This is a genomic window from Streptomyces ruber, assembly GCF_014648075.1.
GTDB lineage: Bacteria > Actinomycetota > Actinomycetes > Streptomycetales > Streptomycetaceae > Streptomyces > Streptomyces ruber.
The window spans coordinates 186,317-199,488 of sequence record NZ_BMQK01000015.1; the positions used below are offsets into that span (position 1 = coordinate 186,317).

General features: G+C 71.4%; 11 protein-coding genes and 1 pseudogene. 5 read left to right on the plus strand and 7 right to left on the minus strand.

Annotated elements, in window-relative coordinates; all coding sequences use genetic code 11:
* Window positions 1–144: 144 nt before the first annotated feature.
* The 4 genes and pseudogenes from IEZ04_RS26785 to IEZ04_RS26800 all read right to left on the minus strand — a co-directional run bounded on the left by IEZ04_RS26785 (window position 145) and on the right by IEZ04_RS26800 (window position 3,941).
* The gene (locus tag IEZ04_RS26785) at window positions 145–492 is read right to left on the minus strand and encodes a hypothetical protein (RefSeq protein WP_189219528.1); all 348 of its coding nucleotides are present in this window, start codon (window positions 490–492) and stop codon (window positions 145–147) included.
* A 153-nt stretch (window positions 493–645) separates the two neighbouring features.
* On the minus strand, window positions 646–1,500 hold the full coding sequence (locus IEZ04_RS26790; RefSeq protein WP_189219529.1) for a helix-turn-helix domain-containing protein: 855 nt from the start codon (window positions 1,498–1,500) through the stop codon (window positions 646–648).
* Between the two features lie 337 nt (window positions 1,501–1,837).
* Window positions 1,838–2,734 (minus strand): NAD(P)-dependent oxidoreductase, encoded by an 897-nt coding sequence (locus IEZ04_RS26795; RefSeq protein ID WP_189219530.1) that lies wholly within the window; start codon window positions 2,732–2,734, stop codon window positions 1,838–1,840.
* A 309-nt stretch (window positions 2,735–3,043) separates the two neighbouring features.
* Window positions 3,044–3,941: pseudogene (locus IEZ04_RS26800) on the minus strand (hypothetical protein).
* Window positions 3,942–4,312: 371 nt separating this feature from the next.
* On the opposite strand from IEZ04_RS26800, the gene ctaD reads away from it, so the two are divergent.
* The 4 genes from ctaD (at window position 4,313) to IEZ04_RS26820 (ending at window position 8,447) form a co-directional block, all read left to right on the plus strand.
* Window positions 4,313–6,013, plus strand: a complete 1,701-nt coding sequence (gene ctaD / locus IEZ04_RS26805) for an aa3-type cytochrome oxidase subunit I (RefSeq protein ID WP_229821299.1) — start codon at window positions 4,313–4,315, stop codon at window positions 6,011–6,013.
* Window positions 6,010–6,519, plus strand: coding sequence for a hypothetical protein (locus IEZ04_RS35850; protein WP_308429836.1), 510 nt, complete (start codon window positions 6,010–6,012; stop codon window positions 6,517–6,519). Before ctaD ends, IEZ04_RS35850 begins: the two co-directional genes overlap by 4 nt.
* Window positions 6,520–6,640: 121 nt before the next feature.
* The gene (locus IEZ04_RS26815; RefSeq protein ID WP_189219532.1) at window positions 6,641–7,840 is read left to right on the plus strand and encodes a hypothetical protein; all 1,200 of its coding nucleotides are present in this window, start codon (window positions 6,641–6,643) and stop codon (window positions 7,838–7,840) included.
* Window positions 7,841–7,853: 13 nt separating this feature from the next.
* A complete protein-coding gene (locus IEZ04_RS26820; RefSeq protein ID WP_189219533.1) occupies window positions 7,854–8,447 on the plus strand; it encodes a hemerythrin domain-containing protein in 594 nt (197 codons plus the stop codon).
* A gap of 37 nt (window positions 8,448–8,484) precedes the next feature.
* Here the strand turns inward: IEZ04_RS26820 and IEZ04_RS26825 are convergent, their stop codons facing one another.
* Window positions 8,485–8,952, minus strand: a complete 468-nt coding sequence (locus IEZ04_RS26825; protein WP_189219549.1) for a nuclear transport factor 2 family protein — start codon at window positions 8,950–8,952, stop codon at window positions 8,485–8,487.
* Window positions 8,953–9,172: 220 nt separating this feature from the next.
* Here IEZ04_RS26825 and IEZ04_RS26830 point away from each other — a divergent pair, with 220 nt between their 5' ends.
* Window positions 9,173–11,860, plus strand: a complete 2,688-nt coding sequence (locus tag IEZ04_RS26830) for a SpoIIE family protein phosphatase (RefSeq protein ID WP_189219534.1) — start codon at window positions 9,173–9,175, stop codon at window positions 11,858–11,860.
* A gap of 100 nt (window positions 11,861–11,960) precedes the next feature.
* Here the strand turns inward: IEZ04_RS26830 and erm are convergent, their stop codons facing one another.
* Window positions 11,961–12,758: a 23S ribosomal RNA methyltransferase Erm gene (gene erm / locus IEZ04_RS26835; protein ID WP_189219535.1), complete on the minus strand. Its 798-nt coding sequence runs from the start codon at window positions 12,756–12,758 to the stop codon at window positions 11,961–11,963.
* A 218-nt stretch (window positions 12,759–12,976) separates the two neighbouring features.
* On the minus strand, window positions 12,977–13,172 hold a 196-nt coding region (locus IEZ04_RS26840; RefSeq protein ID WP_189219536.1), incomplete at its 5' end, for an alpha/beta hydrolase.

Genomic DNA, 13,172 nt, shown 5'->3' on the forward strand with positions numbered 1-13,172 from the left:
GCCTGTTGACCGGGATGCTCGCGGTGGCGGCCGGTGCGGGAGCGTCACTGTTCGGTGGCGACACGACCGTCCGGCTCGTCGTGTGGGCAGTGGTCCTGGCGCTGGTGACCGGGGCCGCGGGCTGGTGGTGGGCGGTGGCACCCGCTACCGCTCGTCGATGGACGGTGGATCTTTTGGTGCGTCCGGCAGGGAGGGCCGCACCGACTCGAACGCCTTCGCGAAAGTCCTGACGAGCAGGGTGGCGACGCCGACGCTCCCCGGGATGCACACGGCGGGCGGGACACCCATGCGGACACCGGCGTACGACACGAGGGTCAGCGTGACCGCGGAGAACACCGTGAGCGCGGTCAGGTTGCGCAGCATCCGGATGAGGTCGTCCGTGTGGGCCTGCCTGCGGCGGATGGCGTTGTCCGTCTCGTCCTGACGTAAGCGTCGCAGGCGGGAACAGACGTCATCGCTGGTGATGCCCTGCGCGGTGAGGGAACCGGGCACCGACGGTCCGTGCGCGCGAGCCCGGTCCTCGGAACGTGCCGACGCGGTGGGGGCGCGCCCGGAGCCGGCGCTCGGCCGCTGCTTCTTCCGCCTCCCTTTCTCGTTCACCATGGCCTGTTGCCCCCGTCGGTGCCTGGTCGTGAGTGCCGTAAGTCAGGAACGGTTCAGCTGATTCAGCAGGTCGTCGATCAGCGTGAGCGTCTCGTGCTGGCTCAGCGCCTTGTCGGTCAGATCCTCGAAGCACTCCTGGAAACGCGCCACCATCTCGCGGTTGTCCCGGTTGGTGAGCACTCCGCCCGGCCCGGACAGGTACAGCACGTCCTCGTCGTCGTGGAAGCCGAGGAGGACGAAGCTGCTCTCCAGGCTGTCGTGGGCGCCCGCACTGAGCGGCAGCGCCTGTACCAGGATCTTCTCCTCGGCGGCGAGCTGCTTGATGTAGTTCAGCTGACCGCGCATGGTCCCCGCGCCGCCGACGAGCCGGCGCAGCGCCGACTCGTCGACGATCACCGAGGTCTTCGGGCCGCCGTCCGCGAAGGTGCGCTCCTGGCGCGCCGTCCTGAGGTCGATGCTGCGCTGCGCGGGAGTGGTGGAGCCCGACGCGGCGAACATCGCGCTCATGTAGTCCGTGGTCTGGAGCAGGCCGGGGATCAGTACGGGGTGGTAGGTGCGGATGCTGTCCGCGGCGTTCTCATAACCCAGGTACTGGGCGAAGGGCGGCGCGATGATGTCGTTGTACTCGGACCACCACGCCTGGCCCTTGCTGCCGCGTGCCGCCTGCTCCAGCTCCGCGACGCGTTCCTCGTCGACGATCTCGTACAGACGCAGCATCGCCTGCAGGTCCGTGACGGACAAGCTGACCGTTCCCGCCTCGATTCGAATGATCTTCGACAGGGACCAGTCCAGCCGTTCCGCGGCTTGACGCTGCGTCAGGGCCTGCTTGTCGCGCGCGGCCTTCAGGGCGAGACGCAGCTTGCGACGGTTGAGACTGGGGTCAGAGGCGGTGGGCATGAGGCTCCTTCACGACGGCGCCGGACGCGCCGAACGGAACCTGCACGACGCGACCAGCTACAAGGTCAGGTCGGTATGCCACAGTACGCGCGATATATCCGCCTCTGCCGTATATGAGACGGACACAAGCGGTAGTCCGTGGTCGATTAGCGCCTTCCCTTGGGAGTAATTCCGTTCAGCCACCGGCTTCACGGAGTACCCGGAAGGAGTCTTACCCGATTGACACATGGCTAATCGACCGATCGAGTGACCCTGCACTGGTGTGCTACACGTCACATCCTTGACGGGGGCTCCTCCCGGACGCGAACGGGCGTGCGCCCGAGCGGGCAGTGCGTAATCAGGGCCGCGCCGGCTCCTCCCCCTCGAAGCTCGCGAAGTAGGCCGCCACCATGTCCTCGTCGCCGTGGCCCTGGGCCGCGGCGCGGGCCAGGCGGTCCGCGCTCGCCCGGGCGAGGTCGAGGCGGACGCCGTGGTCGCGGCCCGCCTCGACGATCAGTCGGGCGTCCTTCTCGGCGGTGCGCACCGCGAAGCTGGGCGGGGTCAGGCGGCCGGTGAGGACGAGCTCGGCCTTGGCGCGCAGGTAGCCCATGTCGAGCGGGCCGCCGGCGATGGCGTCGAAGAAGGACCGCGGGTCCACGCCGAGCGCCTCCGCCAGGGCCAGGACCTCGCCGGTGGCGCTGGTGGCGGCGAGTACCCAGCTGTTGGCCACCAGCTTGAGGCGGGTGGCGGCGGCGGAGGTGCCGTCGTCGCTCGTCCACACCGTGCGCGCGCCGATCGCGTCGAAGACCGGTGCCACCTGCGGGCGCGGCTCGATCGGGCCCGCGGCCAGGACCAGCAGCTGTCCGGCCTCGGCGGGCTGCCGGGTGCCCAGCACGGGCGCGTCGTAGAAGGCCAGCCCGTGCTCGCGGGCGAGAGCCGCCAGTTCGGCGACCGCCTCGATGCTCGCGGTGGTGGACTGCACCCACGCCGTGCCGGCGGCGAGCGCGGGCGCGGCCCGCCGCATCACCTCCAGCACGGTCGCCCCGTCGTACAGCACGGTGAGGACCACGTCGGCGTCGCGCACGGCCTCGTCGGGCGTGCCGGCGACCTGGACGCCCTCGTCGGCCAGCGGTTCGGCCTTGTCGCGGCTGCGGTTCCAGGCGCGGACGGTGTGTCCGGCCCGGGCGAGGTTGCGGGCCATCGCGGAACCCATGATTCCGGTGCCCAGGACACTGACGGTGAGCTGCTCGGTCATGACGTCGGCTTTCTGCTGCGTATGCGTGCGAAGTATGGGGACGGAGTACGTGTACGGAATACGTGCACGAACGCTCCGGGGCAAGCGTGCCTCCCTCGGCCCGTCACCCGTACCGGGCGACCCGGACCGTCGGCCGACCGGCGCCCCCGATTCCGCTTGCTTGAATGAATTCAATTATTTGGCATTCCCCCTGTCGCGGTCCGCCACGGACGCCGAGGCCGCTCCCCAGACCGGAACCGAGCCCCACGGAGGCCCGTCCCATGTCCCAGCCCGTTCCCCGCGCCCCTGGGAGGGCGCGGGGAAGTGTCCTTACAGCCCGTAGCGCGGTTTCAGGTGGCGCCAGAAGTCGCGCAGCATCCACTTGTCGAACTCGGTGACGGCCGTCGCGCTGCCCGCCTTCATCAGGAAGCAGCACTGGCCGGTGGGCGACCAGTCGTAGAAGTCGTCCAGGCCGAAGGTGTGACCGACCTCGTGCAGGTAGATGTGGATGTTCTCCTGGTCGAGGGCGCCCGTGAAGTACTCCTGGCCCATGCGCTTGGCCCCAGTCGCCGCCGGCGCCGCCCTGGAAGCCCTTGGTGAGCCACAGGGACTGGTCGTAGTGGCGGGTCACGCCTCCGGGGCAGCGTGAGTAGTTCCCGTCCTGGTGGAAGAAGCGGCCGCAGTCGGGGGCGCACTGGGGCGCGCCGCCGCCGTCGAGTACGCCGGTGTAGATGTCGACGGAGTTGTCGGTCCACTGGAGCGTGGAGCGGTTCTCGACCGCCCAGCCGACGACGTTGACCTGGACGTTCGTGTACGGCCAGGCATTGTGGCCGGTGCCGTTGTCCACCATGGCGGACATCCACTTCCCGAACTGCTTCTTCAGCGACGCGTGGATGCGGTCGCGCAGCGCGGCGCTCACCGGGGCGTCGGACTCCCAGCGGACGCAGTAGTTGACGTAGCCCGTGTTGGCCATGACCTGGTCCCAGCCGTAGTTCCGGAAGCCGTACAGGTTTCCGTAGGTGGACTCGACGTGGTGCCAGACCTCGTTCAGCGGCTGGACCAGGTGGGAGGGAGGGTTCCACTGGTCGGCGGCCTGTGCTCGGCGGGCGGCGGCCGCGGTCTGCGCGCCGGGTGTGACGGCCGCGGCCTCCGCGCGGGGCGTCACCGTGCCGATCACCGCGGCGAGCGCGGCGAGGACGGTGAGCAGACACGCGAGGTGCTTGCGCATGCGAACTCCTCGTGGTGGGGGGCGGGTTCGTTCCTCACCTCGGTCGTCGCCGCCGTCGCGGAGGTTGCCGACCCGCACTTCCCCTTGCCTCCTCCCTTGCCTCCTCCCTTACCTCCCTCTTTCCTCCTCCACCCCTCCCCCCCTCTCCTCCCCCTTTCGGGCGACCGGCGGGCGCGGCTCCGTACGCGCCCTCCCGCCCGCCCCGTCGCGGCCCCGCGGCACCGACACGGAGACCCGTCCGGTGGATGGGCGTGCACCGTTTGCCGTTTTCCTGGATCTTTAACGCGTCAAGTGGCCTTTTTATGCGTTAACTGGCTTCTTGTGGACCTACGGACGATCTAGGGAAGTTGATGGCTACACAAACGGAGCCGATGGAGCCGGTCACACCGGTGCCGGTCGAGGGGCCTCGCGGCAGGGGCCAGATCGTGGTGGCCTGGCTGACGACGACGGACCACAAGAAGATCGGGAACCTCTACCTGATCACGTCGTTCGTCTTCTTCCTGTTCGGCGGCGCGCTGGCCCTGCTGATCAGGGCGGAACTGGCCCGCCCCGGGATGCAGATCCTCTCCACCGAGCAGTACAACCAGTCGTTCACCATGCACGGCACGGTGATGCTGCTGCTCTTCGCCACTCCGACCTTCGCCGGCTTCGCCAACGCGATCATGCCGCTGCAGATCGGGGCACCGGACGTCGCCTTCCCGCGGCTGAACATGTTCGCGTACTGGCTGTTCCTGTTCGGCAGCCTGATCGTGCTGATCAGCTACCTCACCCCGCAGGGCGCCGCGGACTTCGGCTGGACCGCCTATCCCCCGCTCAGCCACGAGGAGCGCTCCCCCTCCGTCGGCAGCGATCTGTGGATCATGGGCCTGGGCATGTCCGGCTTCGGCACCATCCTCGGCGCCGTCAACTTCATCACCACGGTCATCTGCATGCGCGCCCCCGGCATGACCATGTTCCGCCTGCCGATCTTCACCTGGAACGTCCTGCTGACCTCGGTGCTCGTGCTGCTGGCCTTCCCGGTCCTGGCCGCGGCCCTGTTCGCGCTGGAGGTGGACCGCAAGTTCGGCGCCCACATCTTCGCCCCGGGCAACGGGGGCGCGCTGCTGTGGCAGCACCTCTTCTGGTTCTTCGGCCATCCGGAGGTCTACATCCTGGCGCTGCCGTTCTTCGGCGTGGTCTCCGAGGTGATCCCGGTCTTCGCGCGCAAGCCGATCTTCGGCTACATGGGCCTGGTGGGCGCGACCATCGCCATCACCGGGCTGTCCGCGACCGTGTGGGCCCACCACATGTTCGCCACCGGCGGGGTGCTGCTGCCGTTCTTCTCCTTCATGTCCTTCCTGATCGCCGTGCCCACCGGGGTGAAGTTCTTCAACTGGATCGGCACCATGTGGAAGGGGTCGCTGTCGTTCGAGACACCGATGCTGTGGTCCTTCGGTTTCCTGGTGACGTTCCTGTTCGGCGGGCTGACCGGTGTCATCCTCGCCTCGCCGCCGATGGACTGGCACGTGACCGACACCTACTTCGTCGTGGCGCACTTCCACTACGTGGTGTTCGGCACGGTCGTGTTCGCGATGTTCGCCGGATTCCACTTCTGGTGGCCGAAGCTGACCGGCACGATGCTCGACGAACGCCTCGGCAAGCTTCATTTCTGGACGTTGTTCGTGGGCTTCCACCTGACCTTCCTGGTGCAGCACTGGCTGGGCGCCGAGGGCATGCCGCGCCGGTACGCCGACTACCTGGCCGCCGACGGGTTCACCTGGCTCAACACCCTCTCCACCATCGGCGCGTTCCTGCTCGGCGCCTCGACGCTGCCGTTCCTCTACAACGTGTGGCGGACCGCCAAGTACGGCAGGCGCATCGACGTCGACGACCCCTGGGGGTACGGACGGTCCCTGGAATGGGCCACCTCCTGCCCGCCGCCCCGCCACAACTTCTGCGTCATCCCGTGCATCCGCTCCGAGTCCCCCGCCTTCGACAAGCACCACGTGTACGAGGCCGGACTGGACATGGCGGAGAACGTCGACCGGCCCGGTGGCACCGACTTCACCGGCCACCGGAGAAACCTGTCGTGACCGGCGACCGGCCCGGCGTACCACCCCACGGCGACCGGCGGGACCCCTCTCCCGACGCGCCCTCCGGCGACCGGCGGCGCACCGGGCCGCCCCCCGGCCGGTACGGCGCCCCGCCCGCGGCCACCCCCGTGACCGTGCGCGACCTGTACGGTCCCTCGTCCGCTGAGCAGGCCGCCGTGCTCGTCAACGAGGTCGAGGGGCACCTCCTCGCCCGGGCCGAGCGGGACCGGGCGCGGCGCGAGGCGGAGGCGCTGTGCGCCCGGCTGCCGTGGCTGACCGGCGCGCAGGCCGAGGACGTCCGGCGGCACTACACCGAGCAGCGCCTCGACCTCACCCGCGAACTGCTGCGGGCCACGGTCGCCCGGGCGGAGGAGCTGCGCGGCGAGTACGAGGCCCGTTACGCCACGCTCCGGCGCGGCCTGCTGAAACGCCACGCGGCCTGCGCGTCGGCGGTGCTGGTCTGCGCCGTCACGGCGGTCACGGCGCTGTCCGTGCTGCGGCGCTAGCCCGGACGGACCCCGAGGGCGTCGGCACTCGCCGAGAAGCGGCCGGAACAGCACTGTCCGTACGGGCTGTCCGGGGGGACCCGGCCGTGCAGTCCTCTTCCCACCACCAGAGAGGAACCTCATGACCTTCAACCCCCTGGAGCAGCGGGGCATCCCGCTCGACCGGCAGCTGCGCAACTGGCGCGAGCTCGACGTCGAGCCCCTGGACCCCGACCACTGCGACCCGTACACCCGGTGCCGGGTCATCACGATGAACGGCATCGAGGTCGAGGCGATCCTCTTCAGCCACCAGCTGGCCAGGCACACCCTCGACTCCGACATCAAGCGGCAGCTCGCCCGCACCCGGTACATCGAGGCCCAGCAGCAGAAGGTGGTCAACTGGCTGCTGCCCGGCACCTCGTCGGTGCTGGAGACGACCATCGCCTACGAACAGGTGGCCGTCGACCTGACCGCGTGGGTGGCCCGGATGGAGCCGGACCCGTACCTGAAGCAGGCGTACCAGTTCGGTGTGCTGGAGGACTTCGACCACCTCTACCGGTACGCGAACCTGTACGAGATGATCGAGCACCGCAAGGCCGAGGCGATCGTCGACAACCTGACCGAGGTCATGCCGGGGCGGCCCACGAAGTTCCACCACCGCAACCCGGTGGACAACGTCCGCGACCCCTACGACCGGACGCGCGTCGACCCGCTGTCCAAGCTGCACGCGCTGACGATCATGTCGTCCGAGCAGCAGACCATGAATTTCTACATGAACGTCGGCCCCACCTACATGGAGCCGATCGCCCGTCAGCTCTACCAGGAGATCGGGCTGGTGGAGGAGGAGCACGTCACCCACTACGAGTCGCTCGTCGACCAGGGGGAGTCGTGGTGGGAGCAGCTCGTCAACCATGAGTACAACGAGTGCTACCTGTACCACTCCTTCATGGAGCAGGAGTCCGACCCGAAGGTGAAGGCCGTCTGGGAGCTGCACCTCAACATGGAGCTGGAGCACCTGCACATCGCCTGCGACCTCATGCGCACCCTGGAGGGCCGCGAGCCGGAGGAGATCCTCGCCCCGCAGCTCCCCAACGTGCTCACCTTCGAGCCGAACAAGGCCTATCTGCGTGAGCTGCTCGACACCCAGATCGACATCACCACCCTGGGCGCCGGCTACGTGCGCGAGGCGCACGAGCGCTTCGAGCAGATGCAGGCCGGCATCCACGGCGGCGAGGAGCCGCCCAGCGAGCGTGTCATGGCCCAGCACGACGAGATGTTCGGCCGGGAGTACCGCCTGCAGACCGAGGGCGAGCACCCGGACCCCGCCCAGCGCGAGAGTTGAGGGAGGAGGCGTCATGAGCGAGAGCGGAATCCGCACTCCGCAGGCCGGTGAGGACCGCACGCCGGACGACGACGTGGTGGACCTGCTGATGCGGCAGCACGGCGACATCCGGAACCTGTTCGACGAGGTCGAGCGGTCCACCGGTGACGCGCGCAAGGAGGCCTTCCACCGCCTCGTACGGCTGCTGGCCGTGCACGAGACGGCGGAGGAGGAGGTCGTCCACCCCGTCGCCCGCCGGGCCTTCCCCGGGGGCGAGGGCATCGTCGAGGACCGGCTGGCCGAGGAACGCGCGGCCAAGGAGACCCTGTCCGCGCTGGACGGGATGGACACCGACGACCCCCGCTTCCTCCCGCAGCTGCTCGCGCTGCGCATGGACGTGCAGCAGCACGCCCGGGCGGAGGAGCGCTACGAGTTCACCCACCTGCGGCGCAACGCCGACCCCGGCCGGCTCGCCGCCATGGCCAAGGGCGTGAAGGCGGCGGAGGCGATGGCACCGACCCGCCCGCACCCGGGGGTCGAGTCCGGGGCCGCCAACGTGGCCCTCGGCCCGGTCGCCGCGCTGGTGGACCGTACGAAGGACGCGGTCCGCAGGGCGATGGAGGGCTGAGGCGGCGGGGCCGGGCGGGCCGGACGGGCCGCCCGGCCTAGAGGCTGTCGCCCCAGCCGCTCTGGAGCATGGTCTGGAACGCCCAGGTCCCGTTCCGCCGGACCAGGACGTCCGCGTACCGGAGCTGCCGGGTCCGGCCGTCGGCCGTCGTCATCGTCGAGTCGGTGAGGACGACGGCCATGGCGGGGGACAGGAAGACGGGCGTGCGGGTGGAGGCGAAGGTGATGCCCTCGTCTCCCCCGTCCCCCTCTCCTCCGTCTCCGTCCCCTTGCCCGTGCCCCATGACCCGCGTCATCACCGCGACGAACCGCGCGCGGTCCCACTGGGCCGCGCGGCCGTTCCCCGCCGCGTCGTCGCTGACCAGGTTGAGCGGGAACACCGCCATGTCGGCCATGCGCTCGACGTCCCGCCGCGCGCTGTGCGCGTCGTACTCCGCGAACCAGGCGTCCAGGCTCGCGCGGTCCTCCCCGGTCGGGACGTAACCCGTCTCGGGCAGCTGGATCACGGTCATGGTGGTTGCCTCCCGGCTTCCCGCGCTCTCCGTCCGGTCGGAGGAGTCGCGTCCTCTGTCGTGCCCCCCACTCAGGCTAATCAAACTTGATTATCCCTCGGTCGGTAACTACTGGAGGCCGAAGATCGATCATCTCGGTCACGAAACGGCCGGTGGATGATCACACCAGGTGAATAATGGGGCCGGTAGGCGTCTCAGAGCAGAGAGGGTCGCCGTGGGGACCGACAGGGGCAGTGGGGGCAGCGATGTCGTCCGGCAGCGGTTCGACGTGGCCGATGCCGCACCGCTGCTGCTCGACGCGCACGGGACGATAACGAGCTGGACCAGGGACGCCGAACGGCTCCTCGGCCATCCGGCCGCCGAGGTGCTCGGCAGGGACTTCGGCGAACTCCTGGCGCCCGAGGACGCCGCCCGGCTCGTCCCGCCGGGCGGGTCCGGTAGCGGCCAGGGCGGCTGGTCCGGAACGGTCCGCGCCCGCCACCGCGGCGGCTGGCGGGTCCGGCTGACGGTACGGATCGTGCCCCTGTGGGGGGCCTGGCCCGCCGACGGGAAGCGGGGACCGCGGGCCGAGCCGGGGCGGGAAGCGGTACCGGGGCGGAGAGCGGTACCGGGCGCGGAACCGGACCGGAGACGGGTCGCCGACGGCGCCGGGCCGCACCGCCGGGCGCCCCGGACCGACGGCGGCGAGCCGGCTCGCCGGACCCCGCAAGCCGACGGTGACGGCCCGGACCGCCGGACGGCCCGGGCCGACGGTGAGGGCACGAACCACCGGGCGTCCAGGGGCGGCGGAGGCGCCGACCGTTGGGTCGTGCTGTTGTCCGGCGCGGTCGGCGCGTCCGGGCGGGAGCTGAGCCGGGGCGTGCTGGAGAGCATGGTCGAGGCGTCGCCCGTCGGTATGGCGATCCTCGACACCGAGCTGCGGTTCGTGTGGTCGAACGCGGCGCTGGAGGCGTTCGGCGGGGGCCCCGCGCACGAGCGGACCGGCCGCCGGCTCGCCGAGGTGCAGCCCGGGCTGGACGCCGAGCTGCTGGAGACGCGGATGCGCCACGTGCTGGAGACCGGCGAGCCCGTCGTCGGCCACGAGCACGTCGGCCGGCTGCGTTCGGCGCCGCACCGGGAGACGGCGCACGTGATGTCCTTCACCCGGCTGGACGACGAGCGCGGCCGTCCCCTCGGCCTGTACTACACGGTCATGGACGTCTCCGAGCGTCACCGGGCCCGGATGCGGCTGGCCCTCCTCGACCGGGCCGGCGAGCAGATCGGCCGTACCCTCGACGTCGCCCACACCGCCCAGGAACTGGCCGACGTGGCCGTGCCCGGGCTCGCCGACTTCGTCGCCGTCGACCTGCTGGACACCGTGCTGACGGGAGGCGAACCCGGGCCGGTGCGCGGCGCGGACGCGGTGCCGCTGCGGCGCGCCGGACAGCGGTCGGTGCGCCGGGGGGTGCCGGAGGCCGCCGTCGACGTCGGTGCGCTGGCCACCTATCTGCCGGGGACGCCGCCCGCCCGCACCCTGGCCGAGGGGGTGCCGTGGTGCCGGTTCCGGCTCGACCCGCCGGACCGGGAGTGGTCGGACACCCGGCCCGGCGGCCGGGAGGCGACCTTCCACGAACTCGGGCTGCACAGCGTGATGATCGTGCCGATCCGGGCCCGCGGCATCACGCTCGGCATCACGACGTTCTTCCGCAGCGACCGCCGCCCCGAGCCGTTCGACGAGGACGACCTGAGCCTCGCCGAGGAGCTCGTGGCCCGCGCCGCCGTCTGCGTCGACAACGCCCGCCGCTACACCCGCGAACGCAACGCCGCCCTGGTGCTGCAGCGCAGCCTGCTGCCGCGCCGGCTGCCCGAGCAGGACGCCGCGGACGTGTCCGCCTGCTACCGCCCCGCCGACGAGCTGACCGGCCTCGGCGGCGACTGGTACGACGTCATCCCGCTTCCCGGCGCCCGCCTCGCCCTCGTCGTCGGCGAGGTCGAGGGCCACGGCATCGACGGCGCCGCCGCGATGGGCCGGCTGCGCACCGCCGTACGCACCCTCGCCGACCTCGACCTGCCGCCGGAGGAGGTCCTCGCCCACCTGGACGGCCTGGTCGCCCAGTCCGCGCGGCAGAAGGGCGCCGAACCGTTCCAGGGCGACCTGACGGTCGGGGCGCGCTGTCTGTACGTGATCCACGACCCGATATCGGGCACGTGCGCGATGGCCGCCGCCGGGCACCCGCCCCCCGCGCTGGTCGACCCGGACGGCGCGGTGCGCTTCGCGGACGAACTGCCCGTCGGGCCGCCGCTCGGCGTGGACGGCCCGCCCTTCGAGCGCCTGACCCTGGACCTGCCCCCCGGTACGGTGCTGGCCCTGCACACCGACGGCCTGCTGGCGGGGGCGTCCCCGGCGCTGCTGGGCCGGGCCCTGGAACGGCCCGCCGGGCCCTGCCTCGACACCCGCGCGCAGGCCGTGGTCGACACCCTGGTCCCGGCACGGCCCAGCGACGACGTGGTCCTGCTCCTGGCCCGCACCCGGCGGCTCCCGCCCGGCCGGGTCGCCGAGTTCGAGGTGCCGGCCGACCCGGCACTCGTGGCCCAGGCCCGGCGCACCGCGACGAGACAGCTGGCCGCCTGGGGCCTGGACGACCTGGCGTTCACCACCGAGCTGGTGGTCAGCGAACTGGTCACCAACGCCATCCGGCACGCCACCGGCCCCATCCGCCTCCGCCTCGTCCTGGACCGCACCCTGATCTGCGAGGTCTTCGACGGCGGCGCCACCGCACCCCACCTCCGCCACCCCCGCACCACCGACGAGGGCGGCCGGGGGCTGCTCCTGATCTCCCAGTTCACCCAGCGCTGGGGCACGCGCTTCCTGCCCGAGGGGAAGGTGATCTGGGCGGAGCAGTCGCTGACGGGGGCGTGGTGAGGGGTGGCGGTCACTCCGTACGTGCCGGTCACTCCGTACGTGCCGGTCACTCCGTACGTGCCGGTCACTCCGTACGTGGCGGTCACTCCGTACGTGGCGGTCACTCCCTGCGTGACGGTCCCCGGCGCCGGGAGCCGGACAGCGCGTACAGGGCCGCCCAGTCGTGGGCGTCCAGGCTCTTCGGGAGGGCCGTCGGAGCGAGCCGCAGCTGCCGCAGCCGGCGCCGGACCTCCTGCCGGGGAACCCACGGCGCCGTGGCGGCGAGGATGTCGGCCAGCCCGTGGCCCCGGCCGGTGAACACACGCCGTACGAAGTCCTGGTAGCCGTGCCGCTCGCGGTGCGGGACCAGGGGTTCGGGGCGGCGGGTGGACGTGAGGAGGCCGCCGTCGACGCCGGGACGCGGCCGGAACGCCGAGGCGGGCACCCGGGACACGAGCCGGAACTCGTACCAGGGCCACCACTGCGCCGTCATGAGGGTCGCCCCGCCCACTCCCGCGCGCCGGCGGGCCACCTCCCACTGGACCAGGAGCACGGTGTCGGTCCAGCCCGGAGCCGCGAGGACCCGGCGCAGTATCGCGGTCGTCCGGTGGAACGGGAGGTTGCCGACCAGGACGTGCGGCGCGGTGGGCACCTCGAAGTGCAGGAAGTCGGCGTGCACGATCTCGGTCGCCGGGCCGGTACGGCGCGCGAGCCGCGCGGCGCGGCGGCCGTCGATCTCGATTCCGGTCAGCCTCCGGCCCAGCCGCTCAAGCGGCAGGGTCAGCGCGCCGTCGCCGGTGCCGATCTCGACGATCGGTCCGTCGGTCGCGGCGACGAGTTCCACGACGGTGTCGATGGTGGTGCGGTCGATGAGGAAGTTCTGGCCCAGTTCGTGCCGGCCGGGCTGGTGTGTGCGCACGGAGGTCTCCACGGCTTCGAGGGAAGCCGGGCAGCGAGAGGTGGCCGCCCGGCGTTCGGTCGCTCGAGCGGCGGCTGCTTCCACTGCGCGTTCGCGCGGTGCGCGGAAGGTCCGCCGCTAGACGCGGCGGACCTTGGTCACTGCGATGCCACACATGACGCCGACGCTACCCCGCCCCGCGGGTGGCGCGGCAACCGGTTTTCCGTGCGGTGCCCGGGTCAGGCGGTGCGCAGGGCGGTGCGCAGGACGGCGACGGCCTGGTTGATCGCGGCTTCGGCGGCGTGGGTCTCGCGCAGGGCGTCGAGCATGACGAAGTCGTGGATGACGCCCTGGTAGCGGACGGCGGTGACGGGCACGCCGGCCGCGCGCAGCTTGTTCGCGTAGGCCTCGCCCTCGTCGCGCAGGACGTCGGCC